Genomic DNA, 22,696 nt, shown 5'->3' on the forward strand with positions numbered 1-22,696 from the left:
CATCATCCTTTAAGTCTTTGATTTTGTTCTATCATTTCTTTCGCATTTTGTTTTGTAAGCTCAGTTACAGTTGCGCCTGAAATCATTCGAGCGACTTCAGCAATACGAGATTCCCCGTTGAGCTCTTGTACAGATGTCGTTGTACGCCCCTCTTTTTCTTGTTTGGCGATATATAAATGATGGTCACTCATGGATGCAACTTGTGGTAAATGAGAAATACAGATGACTTGTATCACAGCAGATATTTCTTTCATCTTTTCAGCCATTTTTTGAGCAGCTTGGCCTGAAACACCTGAATCCACTTCATCAAATAGAATCGCTGTTTGACCCCTAGAACGTACGAAAATACTTTTCAATGCCAGCATAATACGTGATAATTCGCCACCACTTGCAATTTTATTTAAACTCTTTAAAGGTTCACCTTTGTTTGGACTAATTAAAAATTCAACACGTTCAAGTCCTTCTCTTTGTGGCTGGTCGTAGGGTTTAAATGATATTTCAAGATTTGCATCCTTCATTTGTAAATTTTGTATTTCATTAACAATTCGATCTCTTAGTTGTCGCGCGACAAGCCTTCTTTCTTTAGACAAAACCTGGCCGTGCTCAATTAACTGAGCAGATAACTGTTTAATCTCATTTCGTAATTGTGAAGTGCTTTCTTCATAGTTTTCAATCTTATCAATTTCTTCTGCGATTTTGGCCTGATATGTGATTAACTCAGAAATATCTTTACCGTATTTTCTTTTTAAGTTGTTTAATAAATTCATTCGAGATTCAAGTTCATTTAAATATTGCTCGTCGAAATCAGTTTGATTAATTTCATCATAAAGCTGATGTTTTGCATCTTCTAAAGTATAGTAGAATTGGTCGACATCTTCTTTCAGTTTTTGAAATGTTTCTGGCAATATCTCATCAATTGTCTGCAAATGTGCACTTAATGTATAAAGTCTATCAGGGATGGCCTGTTCATCGGTCAACGTCTCATAAGCCGCATTAAGCGCAACACTTAAATTTTCTGAGTTTTGAATTCGCTTAATATCAATTTCTAATTGTTCGATTTCGCCTTCCTTTAATTGGGCTTCTTTTAATTCGTCATATTGAAATTTCATTAAGTCCAAACGTTGTAGCAAAGCTTGGTCTGCAGATTCAAGTGCTTCAAGCTCTTTAATTTTTGAGTGATGTTGATTAAATGTTTCTTCATATTGGCTTAATGCTTTTGCATATTGTCCATCTGAATAGCGATCAAGTAATTCGATATGATATTTTTGTTTAAGTAAAGTTTGAGTTTCGTGCTGTCCATGGATATCGAGCAGTGCCTGCATCACTTTCCTTAAATCTTGAAGCGTTACGGTTTGATTATTGATACGGCAAATACTTTTACCCGAACTAAATATTTCACGTTTTACAATTAAGAAGTCTTCGTTAATATCAATACCTAGCGTATTCAATTCTTGTATTGCTTCTTCAGCATGATCAATATCGAAAATTCCTTCAATAATCGCTTTTTTCTCACCATGTCGGACAAAATCAGACGATGCGCGCATACCAATTAATTGACCAATAGCATCGATGATAATGGATTTCCCAGCACCTGTTTCACCACTTAATACTGTAAGTCCGTCTGAAAATTGAATATCTAGCGTTTCTATAATTGCAAATTCTTTTATAGAGAGGCTTTGTAACATCTAACATCCACCCTTATAACATATTGAATATTCTTGCCTTAATTTCATCTGCCGATAAATTGTCTTTACAAATAATAAGGCATGTGTCATCTCCACAAATTGTCCCTAGAACTTCTTCCCAATCAATTTGATCGAGAATGGCACCTATTGATTGCGCGTTACCTGGCAATGTTTTTAATACTAACAAATTGTTTGCACTATCAATTTTTACAAATGAATCCATAAGATAACGACCCAACTTTTCTAAAGGATGATAGCGTCGGTCGTTAGGTAGACTATAAATATATTGACCACTAGCGGCTGGAACTTTAATCAGTTGAAGTTCTTTAATATCACGTGACACAGTGGCTTGTGTTACATTCATTTCATAATCATTTAAGCGCTTTACAAGTTCGTCTTGTGTTTCAATTTGTTCATTAGAAATAATTTCTCTGATTTTTATATGTCTCACAGATTTTTTAGGCATATTTGACACCTCATAACGAATATTTATACATTGATTTTACCATAATCTTATATGATTTACCTAATCAAGACATACGTAAGAATAGTCATTCATGCATACAAAAAATGACAAAAAATGGGCTGAGACTTTTTGACGTCCCAACCCTGAAATACCCTACATATTTGACTACTGATCTTTATTTAAAAATGCTTGTACTGTATGAACAAGGGGTTCACAAGTTAAACCTAAATCTTCAAGAATTTGGTCCACATTCCCATGTTCGATATAAATATTATCAATACCTAAGCGCTTAACACGATTTGCAAATGAATGATCAGTGAAATAATTAGCAATTTGACTACCCAATCCACCATTAAGCATGCCTTCCTCTACAGTGAGTACTGGCATATTTATTTCGCCTAATTGCTTTAACGTAGCCTCATCCATTGGCTTAATGTAGCGTGCATTAATCACACGGGCTTTGATGCCGAGTTTTGATAATTCTTCTGCTACTTCCATGAGTGTTGACACTGTAGGGCCGTAACTAATAAGAGCTATGTCGTCTCCCTCGGTTAGCGTTTCCCATGAGCCAATAGGAATATGACTGCGATTTTCATTAATTTTAACACCTAATCCATTGCCGCGAGGATAACGAATTGCGATTGGACCTTGCTCATAATGCATTGCAGTATAAACTAAATCTTTAGCTTCATTTTCATCTTTTGGCATCATAACGGTCATATTTGGAAATTGCGTTAAGAAACCGACATCAAAGACACCTTGATGCGTTTCACCATCAGCACCAACTAAACCTGAGCGATCAATACCAAAAATAACGTTTAAGTTTTGACGATCAACATCGTGTAGTACTTGATCGTATGCACGTTGCAAAAAAGTTGAATAGATTGCAACGTATGGCTTCATACCTTCCATTGCAAGGCCGGCAGCCATCGTAACTGCATGTTGCTCTGCGATACCAACATCAAAAAACTGTTCTGGAAGCTCAGATTGGAATTTAGTGAGTTTAGAACCAACTGGCATCGCAGGTGTAATCGCTACGACGCGTCTATCCTTTTTGGCATAGGAAAGGATTTCGTCGCTCATCAATTGACTCCATGATGGACCTACAGGTTGTCCTTTTATTTGCTCACCGGTATCAAGTTTATAAGGTCCAAGGCCGTGCCAAGTTCCAATCTTATCGTTTTCAGCTGGATGATAACCTTTACCTTTTTTTGTTACTACATGAATTAATACAGGTTTATTAATTGAGTCGGCAGCTGTCAGCGCATTTTCCAACTCTTCAAAATTATGGCCATCAACAGGTCCAATATAACGAATACCTAATTCTTCGAAAAATGCACCATCTACAACTAAATATTTTAAACTATCTTTGATACGGTCAGCAGATTCACGTAATCGGCTCCCCCCAGGTAATCGACTTAACACGCTCTCTGCATCGATTTTAAGACGATTGTAGCTTTGATTCATTCGAATTCGGCCCAACATATTATGCATTGCACCCACGTTAGGCGCAATGCTCATCTCGTTGTCATTTAATATAATTGTCATATTCGTACGATCATGACCAATATTATTTAAAGCTTCAAGCGCCATTCCTCCAGTCAACGCGCCGTCCCCTATTACAGGAACAATATGGTTGTGCTTACCTAGTATATCTCGCGCTTTAGCCATGCCCATTGCTGCTGATAATGATGTGGAGCTATGCCCGGCTTCCCACACATCATGCTCAGATTCTTTTAATTTTGGAAATCCACATAATCCTTTATACTGTCTTAATGTATTAAAATCATGTCCACGACCCGTCAAAATTTTGTGCGTATAGCTTTGGTGGCCTACGTCCCAAATAATTTTATCTTCAGGGCTATTAAAATGCTTGTGTAAAGCAATCGTCAGTTCAACGACACCTAAATTAGCACCAATATGCCCCCCGGTAACAGCACATGTTTGGATTAAAAACTGTCTTATATCGTGACTCAATGATTCAAGCTCACTTACAGAAAGATTTTTTAAAAATGAAGGATCCTGTATATTTCTTACATCCATTGAAATCACCCTTAATTTTTATGTCATTATGATTATAACATTACATGACTTTTATAGTATAGATTGAAATTAATTCTGTCGCTGATAAAAAAGCGTTAATAATTGCATTAAATCGGTTGTGTTATAGTTTGTAGACAACTGATTTAACAGTGCTTCCGCACTTTGAATATGGTTTTGAAGTTGTGCTTCAGCCTCAGCTTGACCTAGTAAAGAAACATACGTGCTTTTATGGTTGGCTTCATCACTACCTACAGGTTTACCTAACTGGTCTGCATCGCCATAAACATCCAAAAGGTCGTCTTTAATTTGAAATATGACGCCGAGATGTTTGGAAAACTGAATGAGTTGTTGTGTTACTTCAACTGGGGGTTGTGCGATAATTGTTGCTGCTTCAATCGCAAATTCAATAAGTGCCCCCGTTTTATGAGAATGAATTTGTTCTAATTGCTTAAAGTCAATCGCCTGATTTTCACTTTGCATATCTAAAACTTGGCCACCCACCATTCCCGTATGGCCACTTGCTTTACTAAGGGATTGGATCAATTTCACCTTTTTTTCTGCACTAATGTCTTCATCACCCGTTATCATTTCAAATGCCTTGGTAAGCAGTGCATCACCTGCAAGTATTGCGAGCCATTCACCATAAACCGTATGATTTGTCGGTTTACCACGTCTTAAGTCATCATCGTCCATAGCTGGTAAGTCATCGTGTATTAACGAATATGTATGAACCATTTCAAGCCCTAAGGCGACACTAAATCCACTTTTTAATTGTTTTGGATTTAACATTTGAAGGGTTGCTAGCAAGAGTAAGGGTCTAATACGCTTTCCTCCCGCTTCCAATGAATAACGCATGCTTTCTTCTAAACGTGTTTTCAGACTTGTATCGTTAATTGAACGATGCAATACTTCGTTAAATTGGTCTAATAAGTTATTCAGATTTTGGTTCATCACTTTCATCTGCCTCTTCATCCATAAGTTGTGAAACTTTCTTTTCTGCATTTTTTAAAGTTGTTTCACATGACTTTGATAGTGCTATTCCTTTTTGATACAATTCTAATGATTTTTCTAAGGAAATCGTATCATTATCTAACTGATTCACAATTGATTCGAGCTCTTGCATCATTTCTTCAAATGAATTATTTTCTGTTGTCATTATTCCACCTTACCTTTTTAATTGTTGCATCTAGCTTCCCGTCTTTCATTGTGACTTCAATATTGTCCCCTTCATGAATATCATGGCTACTTGTGACGACATTATCATCTTTCATCACAATCGAGTATCCTCTTAACATTGTTTTCGTTGGGCTTAAATTATCAAGCGTCAGCAACTTTTGTTCAAACTGCTGTTTCTTTTGTGTGATCACACGTTGCATCTGCTTATTCAAAGCATTTTTAAAGTCTAAAGATTGCTGTTTTTGGCGCTGAATGTAATCATAAAAATACTTAATGCGAATACGTTGCTGAATGATATGAAGGCGCTGTTTTTCATATTGAAAACGATATTGCATAGACTGGTGAAGCATTCGGTCTAAGTCGTCGCGCTTTTGTGTTTGTTGATCGTACAAAAGCGATGGTTGCTTAAATTTATAATAAGATTGATATTGATTCAATTGCTGTGTTGCTTGTTTTAAATATTGTTTTATAAAACGATTTAAGTAATGACGACTTTTTGCCAATATCTGCAAAAGTTCTTTTTGATCAGGTGTAGCTAACATAGCTGCTTGAGTCGGTGTAGCAGCCCGTATATCTGCCACATAATCGCTTAACGTGGTATCTGTTTCATGACCTACAGCAGAAATGACAGGCGTTTGGCATGAAAAAATAGCTTTAACCACTTCTTCTTCATTAAAATTCCATAAATCCTCTATAGAGCCACCGCCACGGCCTAAAATGATGACATCCACATCTAAGCGATCTGCATATTGTAATTTTTCGATGATATCATTTTTAGCCTGACTTCCTTGTACAAGGGTACTGATTTTAATCTGTTCTGCCAAAGGATAACGACTATTGAGTGTGTTTTGAATATCACGAATTGCAGCACCAGTGCTTGCGGTTAATATGACAATTTTTTTAGGATATTTTGGCACTAATTTTTTATGTGATTGATCAAAATAGCCTTCTTTTGTGAGCTTAAGTTTTAACTGTTCGAATTTTTGATATAAGTTACCCACACCGTCTAGTTGCATTTTGTTTACATAGATTTGGTAATTACCACGACGTTCATAAACAGAGACACGTGCTTCAATGAGGACTTGATCGCCTTCTTTAGGTTCAAAATCCAAATGCGCCGCTTGGGCTTTGAACATCATAGCGGCAACAACGCTATCTGCATCTTTAACAGCAAAATAAAGATGGCCACTACTATGTCTTTTGAAATTCGAAAGCTCTCCTTTGATTAGAACAGATTGTAAATGTGGATCTTGATCAAATTTGAATTTAATGTATTTTGTTAACGCAGAAATTGTTAAATATTTTTCCATGTTATCACTCAATTTCTTTTGATATGACTTAATACGCCATTGATAAATTTATAATTGTCGTCATCACTAAATTGTTTAGCCAATTCAACAGCCTCGTTAATAATAACTTTTTCTGGTGTGTCACTATGATCAATTTCAAATGTCGCCATTCTCAAAATGATGCGGTCTGATTTTAATAAACGTGGAATTGTCCAACCATTTAAATGTGGGCTGATCTTTTCATCTAACACATTTTGATGGTCTTTGACACCAGAAACAAGCCATTTAATGAAGTCAAAATCTAAATCTGGATAGTCATCTTTAATAAAGCTGATGGCTTCATCGATTGTTAGTTCTGAATCTTTCATTTCTAGTTGAAATAATGTTTGGAAAGCTTGACTTCTCGCTTGTTTTCTACTCAATTTATTACGCTCCGTTCTTAAAAAATTAGTGACTATTTTTTAGCCATTTCTATATGTGTAATATGAACATTAATTTGTTGTGGTGAAAGTGCAGTCATTGTATGAATAGCACTATGAATGGATTCTTGAACTTTCAATGCTGTTTCTGACACTTTAACGCCATATTGTAATGAACAATAGACATCGATAAAAATTTCATTGTCTTTCGTGTCAATTTTGATACCTTTGTTTAAATTTTTGCGCCCAAAACGTTCTAATGTGGAATTTTTCAAGTCTGAAAAAACACCATGTACCCCTTTTACTTCTGAAACAGCAATACTAGCAATTAAAGAAATGACCTCGGGAACGATTTCGACTGTACCTAGATTTGGGTTGAAATTTTCAATTGGTTTAACCATATGACATACCTCCATTCAAATTAATCTTCGTTATTCATAATATCGTATATCTCTAAAAACTTCGTGCTAAAGAAACCTTCATTAAAAACAGGATGGTTTAATAATCGGATATGGAATGGAATTGTTGTGTCAATACCTAAAACTACAAATTCGTTCAAAGCACGTAAACCAGACATAATGGCTTCTGCTCTAGTAGGTTGATGTACGATAAGTTTCGCAACCATTGAGTCATAGTACGGAGGTATTAAATAGTTTGTATAACAAGCAGAGTCGATACGAACGCCAAACCCACCTGGTGTCAAATATTGTTCGATTTTACCCGGTGAAGGCATAAAGTTTTTATAAGGATTTTCTGCATTGATACGGAACTCAATCGCATGCCCATTGATTTTGATATCTTCTTGTTTATAAGGGAGTTGCTCACCCATCGCAACTTTAATCTGTAGCTTCACTAGATCAACACCCGTTACCATTTCTGTAACAGGATGCTCAACTTGGATTCTCGTATTCATTTCCATAAAATAAAACTGGTTTTCATCCAAATCGTAAATAAACTCAATGGTACCCGCATTAAAATAATTAACGGCTTTTGCTGCCCTAATTGCAGCATCGCCCATTTCTTTTCTTTTTTCTTCAGTTAAAATTGGAGATGGTGATTCTTCGACTAGCTTCTGCATGCGTCGTTGAATGGTACAATCACGTTCTCCTAAATGAATCACATTGCCATATTCATCCCCAATAACTTGTATTTCAATATGTCTGAAGTTCTCAATAAATTTTTCTAAGTAAAGACCACCATTACCAAATGCAGTTTCAGCTTCTTGTTGTGTCATTTTATAGCCATTTATCAATTCATCTTCATCGCGTGCAATACGTATCCCTTTACCGCCACCACCGGCTGTGGCTTTAATAATAACAGGATATCCAATTTTATCTGCAGTTTGAATTGCATCTTCTATTGTATTAACTAAGCCTTCACTACCGGGTACGACAGGTACATTTGCGCGCTTCATCTCTTCTTTGGCGATATCTTTAATCCCCATTTTTTGAATAGATTCATAACTTGGCCCAATAAACTTAAGTTGAACCGCTTCACACAATTCAGCAAAATCCCCATTTTCTGCTAAAAAGCCATAGCCTGGATGAATTGCATCACAGCCAGTTGATGTCGCTATTGATAATATGTTCGGTATATTCAAATATGAATCTTTTGATTGCTTAGGTCCTACACAGTAGGATTCGTCAGCTAGTTGAGTATGTAATGCATCTTTATCGCCTTCCGAATATATCGCTACTGTTTGGATACCCAATTCGTGGCACGCACGAATAATTCGTACTGCAATCTCACCACGGTTTGCAATTAATATTTTTTTCATATTACTTCACCTTGAATAAGGCTTGGCCATACTCAACCATTTGTCCGTCTTCAACGAGAATTTCAACGATTTCTCCTGAGACTTCAGCTTGAATTTCGTTAAACAATTTCATCGCTTCAAGAATGCAGACAGTCGTGTCATTAGAGACTTGATCTCCAACTTGAACATATGCGCTTTCTTCTGGTGAAGGTGATTTATAGAATGTACCAACCATTGGTGCATTGATTGTTTGAAGTTGATCATCACTTGAAGGTGCTTGGTTCATATCCTGATCAGGTGTTGATGATACTTGTTCAGTAAATGTATTAGGAGCTCCAACAGGTTGCGTCGGTGCAATTTGTTGAGTGACAATTTCTTTTTCTTTTTTTAGATTAACGATAGTCCCTTTATCTTCTATATTAATTTCAGTTAAGTTAGAGTGATCTAGAATATCGATTAATTCTTTAATCTCTTTAAAATTCATTTTGGTTACTCCCTTATGATTGATTATTTCTACCTTACTATTTTACTTGAGTGAAAGGGGCAATTCAAGAAAAGTCGTAATTCATGTGTTGTCATATCGAAAAACATCAAATCAAAAAAAGACTTGCATCAGATGTATAAAACATGATGCAAGCCCCTTTTTAATTAGGTATATGTTCGATATTGAACGATGAATACAATTACGCGCGTGAAACGTAACTTCCATCTGTTGTATTAATTACTAAAACGTCGCCTTCGTTAACGAATAGTGGTACGTTTAATGAATAACCCGTTTCAACAGTAGCTGATTTTGTAGCGCCTGTCGCAGTATCACCTTTGATACCCGGTTCTGTTTCAGTTACGCGTAGTTCAACAGTTTTTGGAAGTTCTACGCCAATTGTTTCGCCTTCATATGTTTGAATTTGAACATCCATGTTAGCAACTAAAAACTTTAATTCATGTTCTAAATATTGTGTTGTAAGTTCTGTTTGTTCAAATGTTTCATTGTCCATAAATACATGGTTGTCGCCATCAGCATATAAATATTGCATACGACGGTTTTCAATCATAGCAGGCTCTACTTTTTCACCTGCACGGAATGTCTTTTCTTGAATTGCACCTGTTCTTAAATTACGTAATTTTGATCTCACAAAAGCAGACCCTTTACCAGGTTTAACATGTTGGAATTCTAAAACTTTCCAAATGCCGTTATCGACAGAAATGGTTAAACCTGTTTTAAAATCATTTACAGAAATCATTCAGTTTCCTCCTCAGATTCACTCTTCTTATAAAATAATAAGGTCTTTTCGACAATTAGTAAAGCATTGACCGCCATTTTCTGTAATTAAAATGTCATCTTCAATACGAACACCACCAAGACCATTTACATATATACCCGGTTCAATCGTAACACAATGATTGATTTCAAGAACGGTATCAGATTTTTGAGAAAGCGCTGGTTGCTCATGTACATCTAATCCAATACCATGACCTAATGAATGACCAAAATTGTCACCGTAGCCTGCATCAGAAATCACTTGACGCGCGATTGAGTCGATTTCTTTACCAGTCATGCCTGCTTTAATCGCCTGAATTGCAGCTTCTTGACTTTTTAATACGATGTTATAAATTTTGATCATTTCATCAGAAGGTTGTCCCACTGCAAATGTTCTCGTAATATCAGAACTATAGCCTTGGTAGTAAGCTCCAAAATCTAAAGTAACCATATCTCCAGATTCGATGACTTTATCTGATGCGACACCGTGTGGGAGTGCGCCTCTTTTACCAGAAGCAACGATAGTATCAAATGATGTGTCGTCTGCACCTAGATGTAACATTTTACTTTCCAAATGCGCTTTTAATTCTTTTTCTGTCATCCCTGGTTTTGCCACAGTTAGAATATGTTCGTAAGCTTGGTCTACGATATCCGCTGCTTTTTGAATCAATTTAATTTCGTCCGTATCTTTTACGCGACGAATTTTTTCAATTTCATCGCCTATTGATATTAAATCGTGACGTCCTTGGTTTAATTTTAAAAAGGCATCATAAGAAACAAGGTGCCCTTCAAAACCTATATTTTGAAGGTTTAATTCTTGAATTTGTGTGATTACACTAGAATAAAGATCACTTTCTTGTTTAACAATTTCAAATAATGGTGCTTGTTCAGTTGCTTGATCGATATAGCGAAAATCCGTAATTAAACGGGCTTGATCTGCTGTAATTAATAAGCCACCGCTTGTTCCAGTAAAGCCAGATAAATAACGTCTATTAAAATCTGTGAGAACAACTAGGCCATCTATATGTTTTTCTTGTAATAGACTTCTTACTTTATTTATTCTATTTTTCATGATATTTTCCTCCTTGATATTTGTACTTAACTATATGATACCTTAAAATAAAAACAAGTATAATGAAAAACTATTAATGTTTAGGAGTTTATTATGAAAAAAAGAATGTTTGCGAGTTTAGGGCTAACGGTGCTACTAACGGGGTGTGGAAGTCAAAATTTATTGCCCCTTGAAGAAAAAAGTACGGATTTGAGTGACAAAAATCATGATTTGAAATTAGAAAATCAAGAACTTAAAAATGAGAATCATAAAAAACAAAAGCAATTAGATGCGTTGAAAAAAGACTCAGAAAATACTGGACAAGCTAAAACAAACAAAAAAATTGCAGATTACTTACAAATATCTTCAAAATACTATGGCTCAGTAACAAAAACAATTAATGACTATCAGGCGATTGATAGTCAAATTATGAAGAATAAAAAGAATCAAGATGTTATGGATCAACTTGATAGTGTTATTGAAGCGAATGATGATGCAATTGATCAATACAAAGAGAGCGTGAATGATTTATCGATTGTAAAAAAAGATGATAATGTAAAAAAACAACATAAACAAGTGTTGAAAGTACAAAAAGATATCAAAACAGCCTTAACTGAAATTAAAAAAGGTTATGCTAAAAAAGATTTGACTTCTATTCAAAGAGGACGTCAAAATTTGACAAACATTCAAGTAAAGAATGATAATTTGAAACAAAATTAAAGAGGTGTAAATAGAGATGAGCGCTTTGCAAAAAATCCTATTTGGTATCGTAATTATTATTGCGATAATCGGGTTAGTGTTGAATTTAGATCTTGTTTTATTTGGAATATTTAAATCAATTATCATGCTTATTGTGATGATTGCTGTGATTTATTTGATTTATTTCTTTTTCTTTTTAACGCCCGATCAAAGAAACTATAAATTGAGAGTGTGGAAAAATCGTTACCGACGCCGCAGATAATCCTTTAAGCGAGAAATACTAACTAAGAACAATAAAAAGCATGGCACAGTAATTATCATGTGTCATGCTTTTTTTCATTAATTTTATTTTCTGTATAAAAATGCTTCCGAGCGATATTTTTCTTCCAACGCTTTTACTTCTTCTTGTTGAGCCTCGGTCAATTCAAGCGGTTGATATTCCAAATCTAAAGCTTTTTTAAAGCCTTCTTTAAAAGCTACTTCCATTTCGGTTAATGATACATGACTATTAGACAAATCATTAATTGCGACCGCTTTTTCTACAAAAGCTTCCTTCATTTTGGCTTTTAATCGATCATTTTTAAAAATAAACATATCAAATAGATCATCGATGTCGACATCTTGTAGTATTGAACCGTGTTGTAAGATAACGCCTTTTTGACGTGTTTGCGCACTTCCGGCGATTTTTTTTCCTTCGACAACAAGTTCATACCAGCTTGGCGCATCGAAACATACCGAACTTCGTGGTTGTTTAAGTTTCTCACGTTCCTCTTTAGAGCGAGGTACTGCAAAATAAGCATCAAAACCAAGTGACTTGAAGCCTTCCAATAAACCTTCAGAAATGACACGGTACGCTTCAGTTACCGTTTTAGGCATATCTGGATGAGACTCAGGAACAATCACACTATATGTTAACTCTTTATCATGTAAGACACCTCTACCTCCAGTTTGTCGTCTTACAAGACCGTAACCTTTTTCTTTTACTTTGTTGATATCGATTTCTTTTGATAAACGTTGGAAATAACCAATCGACAATGTCGGTGGGTTCCACGTGTAAAATCTGATGACGGGATCGATTTCCCCTCTTGAGACAAAGTTTAATAATGCTTCGTCTAATGCCATATTATAATATGGGTCATGGCTCCCTGTATTAATAAAATGCCAAGTTTCTGTCATTTGACTTAAAGCCTCCTATGAACGACTTTGGCATATGTAGTGATTATATAAAAATACTAACATATGTCACAATATAAAAATTTTGATAAATCAGTCTATCAGTCTTATAATAATAATATCGGTATTTTAGGGAGGATGCAAGATGAGTAACATAACATGGATTGTTTTGATTGTGTTGGCTGCCGTCATTATTTGGATGGTAATTAATTATTTGATTAATAAAAAATCTGTTACAGAATTGGATCAAGAAGCTTTTCAACAAGGCATTCGAAAAGCACAAGTCATTGACCTTCGTGAAAAAGCAGATTATGACTATGGTCACATTAATGGTGCAAGAAACATACCTATGACCATGTTCCGTCAACGCTATCAAGGTTTACGAAAAGACCAACCGATTTATTTGGTTGATGCCAATGGTATCGCAAGTTATCGTGCGGCAAGAACGTTAAAGAAAAAAGGATATAAAGACTTATATATGCTAAAAGGCGGTTACAAAAAGTGGACTGGCAAAATTAAGTCTAAAAAGTAATTTTTAAAGCTAGAATGCTCCAACTTGACGATGGGTGCTCTAGCTTTATTTTAATGCTCAGTTAGGTTGAGCTCACACTCCTTATGAGCTGTGCTATATACCAGTGTGTTTAAATGTTACTGTTACTTTAATCGCCTCTTAAACTCAGTTCGATTGCGAGTCAAACTGTGTATGCTTCGTATCCTATTACAGTTAATAAATCATTATATTCAATCAAAAGAACCCTAGCATGTGCTGATTTGCACGTACTAGGGTGATCATTTTATTTTTCTTCTTTTAAATTTTCAAATTTTAATATAGGCTTACGTGCTGCTGTTGTTTCATCTAATCGATCGATTATCGTTGTATGTGGCGCTTCTAAAACCTTATCAGGATCTTCTTCTGCTTCTTTAGCAATTTGAATTAAAGCGTCACAGAAATAATCTAACGTTTCTTTAGATTCTGTTTCAGTTGGCTCTATCATCATACCTTCATCAACAATCAGAGGGAAATAAACAGTAGGTGGATGAACACCAAAATCTAAGAGTCGTTTAGCCATATCTAATGTACGCACACCCAATTTTTTCTGTTTTGTACCGCTTAGTACAAATTCATGCTTACAATATTGATCAAATGGAATGACAAAAGTATCTTTAAGTCTCGCTTTCATGTAATTTGCATTAAGCACAGCTGCTTCTGACACTTCTCTCAAACCTTGGTAACCCATTGAGCGAATATACGTGTATGCACGTAAATAGATACCAAAATTACCATAAAACGGTTTAACACGACCAATCGAATGTTGGATGTCATTATCGTATTCAAAACGATCGCCATTTTTAACAACTAGTGGTTTTGGCAAATATTCTCTAAGGGCCTTTTTAACACCAATTGGGCCTGAACCCGGTCCACCACCGCCATGTGGGCCAGTAAATGTTTTGTGTAAATTAAGATGTACAGCGTCAAAGCCCATATCACCTGGTCTAACTTTGTCCATAATAGCGTTTAAATTAGCGCCGTCGTAATAAAGCAATCCGCCTGCTTCGTGAACGATGTCTCGAATCTCCATAATATTAGTTTCAAATATTCCTAATGTATTAGGGTTGGTTAACATGATAGCTGCAGTTTTTTCACTGACTAACTCTTTTAGGTGATCAATATCGACTTCACCTTTTTCATTAGATTTCACAGTGACTGCTTTAAAACCAGCAAATACGGCTGAAGCTGGGTTTGTACCGTGCGCAGAGTCAGGAACAATAACTTCATCACGCTGTGTATCACCATTTTGTAAATGATAGGCTTTGAAAATCATTAAAGCAGTACACTCACCATGTGCACCCGCTGCGGGTTGTAAAGAAATTTCATCCATGCCAGTAATTTCTTTAAGCTCTTCTTGCAAGCTGTAAATAATTTCTAATGAACCTTGAACTTGATTCACATCTTGAAGCGGGTGTGATTCAGCAAAGCCAGGAATGCGTGCGGCTTTTTCATTTACTTTAGGATTGTATTTCATTGTACAAGAACCTAATGGATAAAAGCCTGTATCTACACCGAAGTTTTTATGAGATAGTTCTGTATAATGACGAACAAGATCTAATTCTGATACTTCTGGAAATTCAGCCTTATTTTTACGAATGAATTTTGAATCTAATAACTTTTCCGCGACATTCTCGTTTATCTCTTTTTTAGGTAATGCATAGGCAAAGCGCCCTTCTTTTGAACGTTCAAATATTAATGGACTAGATTTACTTACCATTTAATTCACCCGCTTTCTTAACAAATGTATCAATTTCAGCTTTTGTTCTTAGTTCCGTTACAGCGACAAGCATATGGTTTTTGTATTGAGGATCAACGACACTTAAGTCGAAGCCACCAATAATACCTTCTTCAAGTAATAATGCGTTTACTTCTTCGATAGGTTTATTGAATTCAACGACAAATTCATTAAAAGAAGTGTCTTCATTGACTTTAAAACCATTGTTTTTAAACTGAGCTTTAGCATAATTGGCATTTTCAATATTTTGTTCAGCTATGTCATAGATTCCTTGTTTACCTAAAGCGGACATCGCAATTGAAGATGCGAGTGCATTTAAAGCTTGATTTGAACAAATGTTAGATGTAGCTGTTTCACGTCGAATATGTTGTTCGCGTGCCTGTAATGTTAAAACAAAACCGCGGTTACCATCATCATCTTGTGTTTGACCTACTAAACGTCCAGGTATCTTTCTCATTAATTGCTTCGTTGTCGCAAAATATCCACAGTGAGGTCCGCCGAATTGAGAAGGGATTCCAAACACTTGTGTATCACCAACAACGATATCTGCACCAAATTCACCCGGTGGCGTTAATAAACCTAATGAAAGTGGATTAGCAAAGACAATAAATAAAGCTTTTTTGTCTTTAATAAGCGCTTGAATGGCTTCTAAATCTTCTATTGAACCATAGAAATTAGGATATTGAACAGCAACAGCTGCTGTGTCATCGTCGATTGCTGCTTCAAGTTTTTCTAAATCAGTGATTGTACCTTCTAAATCGACTTCCACAACTTCATATTGCTCACGAATTGCAGAATATGTGTGTAATACTTGTAATGCTTGATAGTGTAAACCTTTTGAAACCACAATTTTACTTTTTTTAGTTTTCCCCCAAGCTAACAAACACGCTTCAGCAAAGCTTGTCATGCCGTCGTACATCGATGAGTTCGCTACGTCCATACCTGTTAACTCACAAATCATCGTTTGAAACTCAAATATAGCTTGTAGTTCACCTTGTGAAATTTCAGGTTGATAAGGTGTATAAGCAGTGTAGAATTCTGATCTAGAAATCATGGCATCTACCACTGCAGGTGCATAATGGTCATAAACACCCGCACCAAGGAAACTTGTATGTGTTTCTTTAGTTGTATTCTTATTTGCAATTCGATTTAATCGCTTTAGCAATTGTGTCTCTGGTTCAGCCTCTTCGATATTTAAATCTCGGTTTAGAAGGATGTTTTCAGGAACGTCACTATATAAATCTTGAATTGAATTTACCCCAATCGTTTCTAACATGTCCTTCTCATCTTGTTCAGTTAATGGAATATAACGATGACTCACACGATTCACTCCCTATTTTTCAATTTGATTTTTTTTAACAATTTGCGCTTTTACTTGTTTTTTTCTAACTTGAATAATGACTTCTTTTCCCATTTCAAATTCATCACGTTGAATAATTCCCATACCAATTGAGTGTCCTGTAGAAGGGGACTGAGTTCCAGACGTGACTTCACCTATTTCTTTGCCTTCTAAATTGTAAATGGTGTAACCTGTTCGAGGTATCCCTTTTTCAATCATTCGCAAGCCAATTGTACGTCTTGGTGCACCATTTTCTTTTTGTTCTTTGAGTACTGATTTTCCAATAAAATCGGCTTCAATGAGAGGTTTAGCGGCAAATGCAATTCCCCCTTCGTATGGTGTAATCATTTCACTTAAGTCTTGACCATGCAGAGGTAAGCCAGCTTCTAAACGTAACGTATCACGTGCACCTAAACCACAAGGAACCACATCAAGAGAAAGGAGTTTTTCCCATATGGCAACTACGTCTGCACTATCGCAATATATTTCGAAACCATCTTCTCCTGTGTACCCTGATTGAGATAAAATGACTTTTTTATCAAATAATTCTACCTCTTTTTTAAATTCAAACATTTTCATGTCGCTGATATCATCTTGAACCTGTGCTTGGATTAATTGACGTGCGTTTGGACCTTGTACAGCGAGTTGTCCGTAACTTGATGACACATTTTCAACCTTAGCATCAAAATCTTGACTATGATCAACAATCCATTGATAGTCTTTTTCTACGTTTGCAGCATTAACAATAAGTAAATAACGTTGTGTATCCAATTGATAAATAACTAAATCATCAATTACACCACCATGTTCATTGCACAATGCTGTATATTGTGCTTTTGAAAGTGTTAGTTGTTCTGTATCATTTGAAAGTACATACTGGACTAACTTTGCTGCATCAGGACCTTCGATGATAATTTCCCCCATATGACTGACATCGAATAATCCCACATTAGATCGAACAGCATTATGCTCTTCTTTAATACTTGAAAATTGAACAGGCATTGCCCAACCACCGAATTCAACAATTTTTGCACTAGCATCAACATAGTGTTGATATAACGGGGTTTGTTTTAAACCTTCAGACATGAAAATACCCTCCTAATTGTTTAATAAAAAAACAGAAGAGTAGTTGAACTACTCCCCTGTTGAAATCCCTTCAGGAATGCGTCACAATATTATCCTTTTGCCTGAGAGATTCGTAATCCAAGTTACTTGCTCCTTCGGCGATGGCCCATGCCATGCTCTCTAATATTGATCGTTCGCAAATATTGTGTTTTTAATTTCATTAAGTGTTTCTCGCAATGATATTTTGGATGAAATCTTAATGAATGCGATTTCATTATATCTTGAATTACGACTATAATACAAGCTTTTTAAGGCGTCATAACTTTTTTTGTTTGCATTAGGTCGATTCGCATCATTTTTAATGCGTTCATATAAAATTTCGAAGGGTGCATCTATCCAAACAACCGTTATTTCCTGTTTTTTTAGAAAATTGAATGTTTGATCGTCTGATAGTATACCGCCACCTGTGGCTATAATATCATATTTTTCTAGTGCATGTTTTAAATATTGACATTCATATCTTCTAAATGCTTTTTCCCCTTCTAACTCAAAAATTTCTGGTATTGATTGATTCAATTGCGCTTCAACCAAACTGTCTAAATCAGTAAATGAGCAATTGAGTTCACGTGATAAAATTTTGCCAATTGTGGATTTACCTGCGCCCATGAATCCTATTAATACGATAGGCATTTTACTAGTTGTCTTCAATCGTTACTCACCTTTTTCTATTGTTTGCCTAATGTGATGTTCATAATCATCAGTAATAGCATCTATTGTTTGTAATTTTAGACTATAAATCATTAAATAAAAAGCATTAAATGAAAAATAAGCAGTAAATATAACGAGAAGTAAAGGTAGTGTGAACCCTTTCTTAGAAGAGAATTTCTTTTTCGTGAAAACCATTCCTTTCACGGTACTTTATTCGCATTAAAATATATTTGTTACTAACTTTTGTGAAAACTACGTTCATCACCTCATTACATAGCGTAATATTTCCTCTATGATTCACAGTTTTAATGATTTTTTGATTTTGGAGATAATAATTAATTTTTGATTGTTTGTTTTGAATTTCAATTCCCTTTTTTAGTAATAATACATCTTTAATATCAGTGTGGTTTAAATGATCGGAGATATCTTTAATCATCATTTCTAAATCATAAGTTCTATCATCAAAAAGTGTGTGTTTATGTTGGCTGAATGTCATGATAAAAAATGGGATAAGCATTATGATTAAGCATTGCGCTAGTAATGCTATCAAACTTTCAATGAGTGTGAATCCCCTTTTTGATATAACAATATTTTTGATGAGACTGTAAATTTTGTATACAAATACGCTGTTTCTGAGGAATGACTTCATAATGTGCTATTCTTAACCTTTCATGAGGGATATTTTTTCTAACAATTTGGTATAGCGCTCGTTTAAGCTCCAATTGTTCGACTTCATTCCGATAAGTGGTTAACATTTGTTGATTTAATGGTAGCATTTGATTCGCTAAAACAACCAAGATAGAAATTGCAAAAAGCGCCTCTATTAACAAGTAACCTTTTTTTATTTTAAATATTTGATACGATACCTCCCTTGTTCAATATGAAAAATCAGAGCAATCGTTTGACCTTGATATTCAAAATATAACGTTCCAAACTTTGAAATTTGCCCTTTTTCATCAAATTTTAGATATGGCAGATTAGAACTCGTTTTTAATTTAAGGGGATTTAATTTAAGCAAGCGTGTTGTTTGGGGATATGAAGTAACAATTTTAATGTCATTGTATTGTTTGCGAAAAAGCATCAATATGGATTGATGATGTTTGATTGCCTGTGATTGATAGAAGTCAATCTCGCTTGTAAGCTTTTTAATCTCATATTGACATTGTAGATGAGAAAAATCAAATTTTGGATGTGTCATCACAATGGATAGAAAAACAATGATAATTGATAATACAACTAACATTTCTACAAGTGTATAGCCATCACGACGCAACCGCTTCGCCTGCATTGATAGAAATCGTTTCTCCAGATTTACATTGTTTTTGACTTTCTTTAATATAGCCTTCTCTAACTAAATCATCAATCGTTGCAGGTTTGTGATTGAACTTCAAAGCATAAGCTTCGATTTGACTATCTATCATTTTCAATTGAGCGCTACAGCCTGTCTTCTGAATGTGCTCAGATTGTTTAGCGATGTTAGGAATGATTAAAATGAGTAATACACTAATAATTAATAATACGAGTAGCATTTCTATGAGTGTAAAGCCTTTTTTTACTAATAATTTTGTCATTATATTTTTAAGCATATCAATATCTCCTATTCTTTTATTGTTTGCATCATTTCAAAAACGGGAAACATCATGACTAAATAAACACATAATACAAGTAAACCAATTAAGGTGAACATAATGGGCTGAATCCATTTAATGTGTTGGTGTAAAAAATGTTCAATATGGTCAAGTAAAAATATGCTATACATTTGGAGTTCGACATCCAATTTGTCTCGCATTTCACCATGTTGAATATATTGAATAAACTGATTTTCAAAACAATTGAGTTGCGTAAATATAGTTGAAAAGGAAACGCCATTTTGAAGTTGATATTGCAAAGTACGACCAATATATGTGAGAAATAAACTTTCCTGTTGATGGATATAAATTTGGACAATATCATTCAATGTAATGCCATTTTTAAAAAATAAAACGAAATGATTTGTAATGTTATAGGTGTTGTAAAGTTTGTAGTATTTTCTGAGGAATGGGAAGCGGTTAATCCAATGGATTTGCTGACGAATAGTAAGTTGCTTAAAAAAGTGGCGAACTAAAAAGAAAATTACGATCAAACAAAGTAGTAGGACTATTGAAGTAAGTGGAAAGTTTTGGATAAAAGCTTTTATGATTTTTTGTAAAAACGAGGCTTCTATCTGCATATTGTCATACATTTGATTAAATTGAGGCATAACGGTGTGGTTCAAAGTCGTGATTAGCGCGAAAAAAATAAAAATAAGTACAATAGGATATTGTATTGTTTTAACAAATTGTTTTTTTAGCTTTCTGTTTTTACTGTAAAATTGGTGGCATAATTGCAGTGTTTCTGGGAGAGAGCCATATTTTTCAGCGAAATATAATTGGAGTAAGACGGTTTGGGGATAACCTAAAATACGGAAAACTTCATAACATGTAGCACCTTGATTCAAGGCGTTAATCAATATTGAATGAAATCGTGTGTTTTTGATTTGGAGTTGGTCATATATAAACTTCATCGCTTCAGCGAAGGTAAAACCATGCACTAAAAGTTGTGATAGGCGTTCCATTATTAATAGATGATTTGAGCGTATGTGGCGTAATGTTTTTCTATGTTGAATATTTTCGTAATATTTTTTCATCGATCACGCCTTCTTGGTTTAAAGAATGCAACTTATCTACTAAGCTTTCAAATGCTGCAGGTAATTTAAAATTATTTTTTAAGAAAAATTGAATTTCAGATTGATTCATTGTTTCATAAACAAGTTGTCGGTTATCGTTTTTAGTTGTAATTAAACGTTGATTAATAATCATATTAATAGATTGTGACAAGTCTTGCTGTGACAGTCCCATTTCTATCAGCCTTAATAATACACCAGAGCAGTCATTCGCATGAATTGTGGATAATACTAAATGGCCACTTAAACTCGCTTGAATGACGTCTCTGGCAATATATTTATCTCTTATTTCACCAATTAGAATAACATCTGGATCACATCTTAAAATGGCTTTCAAGGAAGAACTATATGTGATATCGGCTTTTTCATTTACTGAAATTTGTGTAATACCGTTTACAAGCTGTTCGACGGGATCCTCAATTGTAATAATATTAAGATTTAATTTTTGCTTTGCATAAACGACCATTTGATACATCAACGTACTTTTACCTGCACCCGTTGGACCACTAAATAATATGAGGCCCTGCTTTTTTTCCATTGTTGTTTTAATATCTATTACTGAGTCTAAATTTGAAGTTTGGAAATATTGGGGTGTTATGCGTATGACACAACTTTCAGTACCTAAATTAAGTGGCAAAGTAGATAATATAAATTTTTATACTCATAAATATATCTACCGCTTTGTGCTTTGTGGCGTGTTGTAATATCAAGTCCAGCTTGAAACTTTAAAAGCGTGAGTAATTTTTGATAGGTTTCTTTATTCAACGTGTCATACATGATTAACTGATCTTTAACTCTTAATTTCACCTCAACTTGTGATTGTGAAGGTATAAAATGAATATCACTTGCTTCACTTTGAATCGCATATTGGATGACATGGTCAAATAATAATTGCATAAAAAATCACCTCTTACATCTATACACGTAAGAGGTGATTAAATTACTTTAAAATTTTTAGCCATGAAGATATGGATTCATATATTCATTTTCAACAGTTGTGAATGGACCATGTCCTGGATATAATGGCAACGTTTCATCTAAATTAAAAATCTTATCTTGAATTGAATCAACAAGTGTTTCATAGTTACCACGGTATAAATCCGTTCTACCAATACCATTATTAAATAAAGTATCTCCAACAACTGCAAATTCATCAAAAACATATGTCAGACTTCCTGGTGAATGCCCAGGTGTATGCAATGCATCAAATTGAAATTGTCCAATTTGATGATGACCCTCTTCGATCGCAGTAGGCTGTGCATGGCTCGTGATGATTGGTAAGCCATATGCTTGGAATTGGACAGAGCCATTCTTTTCTGGTTCAGAAAGAAAATCAAATTCTTCAGGATGCATATATACTGGCACGTCATATTGTTCTAAAACATCATCTAGTGCTGCAATATGATCAAAATGTGCATGTGTGAGCAAAATTGCTTTCAATTGCTTTTGAGATTGCTGTATACGATTTAGTATTTTTTTAGATTCTGATGACGGGTCGATTAAAATCAATTCTGTATCATTTTCAATAAAATACGTATTTGTGCTGACGATCCCTAAAGTCAGGTAGGAAATTTTCATATTTA

At 34.8% G+C, this 22,696-nt stretch carries 24 protein-coding genes, 1 pseudogene and 1 riboswitch; of the genes and pseudogenes, 3 read left to right on the plus strand and 22 right to left on the minus strand.

The genetic code is table 11. From position 1 onward, the window contains the following. Positions 1–2: 2 nt before the first annotated feature. The 12 genes from recN to HMPREF1208_RS04445 all read right to left on the minus strand — a co-directional run bounded on the left by recN (position 3) and on the right by HMPREF1208_RS04445 (position 11,164). Positions 3–1,685: a DNA repair protein RecN gene (gene recN, locus HMPREF1208_RS04390; RefSeq protein ID WP_016425148.1), complete on the minus strand. Its 1,683-nt coding sequence runs from the start codon at positions 1,683–1,685 to the stop codon at positions 3–5. 13 nt (positions 1,686–1,698) lie between these two features. After that, a complete protein-coding gene (gene ahrC / locus HMPREF1208_RS04395) occupies positions 1,699–2,151 on the minus strand; it encodes a transcriptional regulator AhrC/ArgR (protein ID WP_016425149.1) in 453 nt (150 codons plus the stop codon). Between the two features lie 165 nt (positions 2,152–2,316). Further along, on the minus strand, positions 2,317–4,194 hold the full coding sequence (dxs, locus tag HMPREF1208_RS04400) for a 1-deoxy-D-xylulose-5-phosphate synthase (protein WP_016425150.1): 1,878 nt from the start codon (positions 4,192–4,194) through the stop codon (positions 2,317–2,319). A 69-nt stretch (positions 4,195–4,263) separates the two neighbouring features. Then, positions 4,264–5,145 carry a polyprenyl synthetase family protein gene (locus HMPREF1208_RS04405; RefSeq protein ID WP_016425151.1) on the minus strand — a complete coding sequence of 294 codons (882 nt, stop codon included), beginning with the start codon at positions 5,143–5,145 and terminating at the stop codon, positions 4,264–4,266. Continuing rightward, on the minus strand, positions 5,126–5,350 hold the full coding sequence (locus tag HMPREF1208_RS04410; RefSeq protein ID WP_016425152.1) for an exodeoxyribonuclease VII small subunit: 225 nt from the start codon (positions 5,348–5,350) through the stop codon (positions 5,126–5,128). Before HMPREF1208_RS04410 ends, HMPREF1208_RS04405 begins: the two co-directional genes overlap by 20 nt. After that, a complete protein-coding gene (gene xseA, locus HMPREF1208_RS04415; protein ID WP_016425153.1) occupies positions 5,334–6,680 on the minus strand; it encodes an exodeoxyribonuclease VII large subunit in 1,347 nt (448 codons plus the stop codon). Before xseA ends, HMPREF1208_RS04410 begins: the two co-directional genes overlap by 17 nt. A gap of 8 nt (positions 6,681–6,688) precedes the next feature. Continuing rightward, on the minus strand, positions 6,689–7,081 hold the full coding sequence (nusB, locus tag HMPREF1208_RS04420; RefSeq protein WP_016425154.1) for a transcription antitermination factor NusB: 393 nt from the start codon (positions 7,079–7,081) through the stop codon (positions 6,689–6,691). A 32-nt stretch (positions 7,082–7,113) separates the two neighbouring features. Then, positions 7,114–7,479, minus strand: coding sequence for an Asp23/Gls24 family envelope stress response protein (locus HMPREF1208_RS04425; protein ID WP_016425155.1), 366 nt, complete (start codon positions 7,477–7,479; stop codon positions 7,114–7,116). A gap of 20 nt (positions 7,480–7,499) precedes the next feature. After that, on the minus strand, positions 7,500–8,855 hold the full coding sequence (gene accC / locus HMPREF1208_RS04430) for an acetyl-CoA carboxylase biotin carboxylase subunit (protein ID WP_016425156.1): 1,356 nt from the start codon (positions 8,853–8,855) through the stop codon (positions 7,500–7,502). A gap of 1 nt (position 8,856) precedes the next feature. Continuing rightward, positions 8,857–9,318, minus strand: a complete 462-nt coding sequence (gene accB, locus HMPREF1208_RS04435; RefSeq protein ID WP_016425157.1) for an acetyl-CoA carboxylase biotin carboxyl carrier protein — start codon at positions 9,316–9,318, stop codon at positions 8,857–8,859. A 199-nt stretch (positions 9,319–9,517) separates the two neighbouring features. Next, on the minus strand, positions 9,518–10,075 hold the full coding sequence (gene efp / locus HMPREF1208_RS04440) for an elongation factor P (protein ID WP_016425158.1): 558 nt from the start codon (positions 10,073–10,075) through the stop codon (positions 9,518–9,520). A 27-nt stretch (positions 10,076–10,102) separates the two neighbouring features. After that, complete coding sequence (locus HMPREF1208_RS04445) at positions 10,103–11,164, minus strand: M24 family metallopeptidase (protein WP_016425159.1); 1,062 nt, start codon at positions 11,162–11,164, stop codon at positions 10,103–10,105. Positions 11,165–11,257: 93 nt separating this feature from the next. Here HMPREF1208_RS04445 and HMPREF1208_RS04450 point away from each other — a divergent pair, with 93 nt between their 5' ends. After that, positions 11,258–11,863, plus strand: coding sequence for a hypothetical protein (locus HMPREF1208_RS04450; protein WP_016425160.1), 606 nt, complete (start codon positions 11,258–11,260; stop codon positions 11,861–11,863). A 25-nt stretch (positions 11,864–11,888) separates the two neighbouring features. Then, the gene (locus HMPREF1208_RS04455; RefSeq protein ID WP_037559273.1) at positions 11,889–12,104 is read left to right on the plus strand and encodes an SA1362 family protein; all 216 of its coding nucleotides are present in this window, start codon (positions 11,889–11,891) and stop codon (positions 12,102–12,104) included. An 83-nt stretch (positions 12,105–12,187) separates the two neighbouring features. Here HMPREF1208_RS04455 and HMPREF1208_RS04460 read toward each other — a convergent pair whose 3' ends face one another. Next, a complete protein-coding gene (locus HMPREF1208_RS04460) occupies positions 12,188–13,018 on the minus strand; it encodes a lipoate--protein ligase family protein (protein ID WP_016425162.1) in 831 nt (276 codons plus the stop codon). Positions 13,019–13,214: 196 nt separating this feature from the next. Between HMPREF1208_RS04460 and HMPREF1208_RS04465 the strand changes: the two genes are divergently transcribed. Next, positions 13,215–13,547: a rhodanese-like domain-containing protein gene (locus tag HMPREF1208_RS04465; protein ID WP_371317743.1), complete on the plus strand. Its 333-nt coding sequence runs from the start codon at positions 13,215–13,217 to the stop codon at positions 13,545–13,547. 262 nt (positions 13,548–13,809) lie between these two features. Here HMPREF1208_RS04465 and gcvPB read toward each other — a convergent pair whose 3' ends face one another. The 9 genes and pseudogenes from gcvPB to HMPREF1208_RS04515 all read right to left on the minus strand — a co-directional run bounded on the left by gcvPB (position 13,810) and on the right by HMPREF1208_RS04515 (position 22,691). After that, the gene (gene gcvPB / locus HMPREF1208_RS04470) at positions 13,810–15,282 is read right to left on the minus strand and encodes an aminomethyl-transferring glycine dehydrogenase subunit GcvPB (protein ID WP_016425164.1); all 1,473 of its coding nucleotides are present in this window, start codon (positions 15,280–15,282) and stop codon (positions 13,810–13,812) included. Further along, complete coding sequence (gene gcvPA, locus HMPREF1208_RS04475) at positions 15,272–16,621, minus strand: aminomethyl-transferring glycine dehydrogenase subunit GcvPA (RefSeq protein WP_016425165.1); 1,350 nt, start codon at positions 16,619–16,621, stop codon at positions 15,272–15,274. The genes gcvPB and gcvPA overlap by 11 nt, the downstream gene beginning before the upstream one ends. A gap of 12 nt (positions 16,622–16,633) precedes the next feature. Continuing rightward, positions 16,634–17,725 carry a glycine cleavage system aminomethyltransferase GcvT gene (gene gcvT / locus HMPREF1208_RS04480; RefSeq protein ID WP_016425166.1) on the minus strand — a complete coding sequence of 364 codons (1,092 nt, stop codon included), beginning with the start codon at positions 17,723–17,725 and terminating at the stop codon, positions 16,634–16,636. A gap of 79 nt (positions 17,726–17,804) precedes the next feature. Further along, positions 17,805–17,898: riboswitch (glycine riboswitch) on the minus strand. Next, positions 17,885–18,412: a shikimate kinase gene (locus HMPREF1208_RS04485; RefSeq protein WP_016425167.1), complete on the minus strand. Its 528-nt coding sequence runs from the start codon at positions 18,410–18,412 to the stop codon at positions 17,885–17,887. (Overlaps the previous riboswitch by 14 nt.) A gap of 841 nt (positions 18,413–19,253) precedes the next feature. Further along, positions 19,254–19,700 carry a competence type IV pilus minor pilin ComGD gene (gene comGD / locus HMPREF1208_RS04495; protein ID WP_016425169.1) on the minus strand — a complete coding sequence of 149 codons (447 nt, stop codon included), beginning with the start codon at positions 19,698–19,700 and terminating at the stop codon, positions 19,254–19,256. Next, positions 19,675–19,998 carry a competence type IV pilus major pilin ComGC gene (gene comGC, locus HMPREF1208_RS04500; protein ID WP_016425170.1) on the minus strand — a complete coding sequence of 108 codons (324 nt, stop codon included), beginning with the start codon at positions 19,996–19,998 and terminating at the stop codon, positions 19,675–19,677. The genes comGD and comGC overlap by 26 nt, the downstream gene beginning before the upstream one ends. A gap of 11 nt (positions 19,999–20,009) precedes the next feature. Continuing rightward, positions 20,010–21,077: a competence type IV pilus assembly protein ComGB gene (gene comGB / locus HMPREF1208_RS04505; protein WP_016425171.1), complete on the minus strand. Its 1,068-nt coding sequence runs from the start codon at positions 21,075–21,077 to the stop codon at positions 20,010–20,012. Next, positions 21,046–22,010 (minus strand): annotated as a pseudogene (gene comGA / locus HMPREF1208_RS04510) (competence type IV pilus ATPase ComGA). Before comGA ends, comGB begins: the two are co-directional and overlap by 32 nt. A gap of 57 nt (positions 22,011–22,067) precedes the next feature. Next, entirely contained in the window at positions 22,068–22,691 is a 624-nt protein-coding gene (locus HMPREF1208_RS04515; protein WP_016425174.1) for an MBL fold metallo-hydrolase, read from the minus strand. Positions 22,692–22,696: the final 5 nt, after the last annotated feature.

Origin of the sequence: Staphylococcus sp. HGB0015 (assembly GCF_000411275.1) — a bacterium.
Classification (GTDB): domain Bacteria; phylum Bacillota; class Bacilli; order Staphylococcales; family Staphylococcaceae; genus Staphylococcus; species Staphylococcus schleiferi.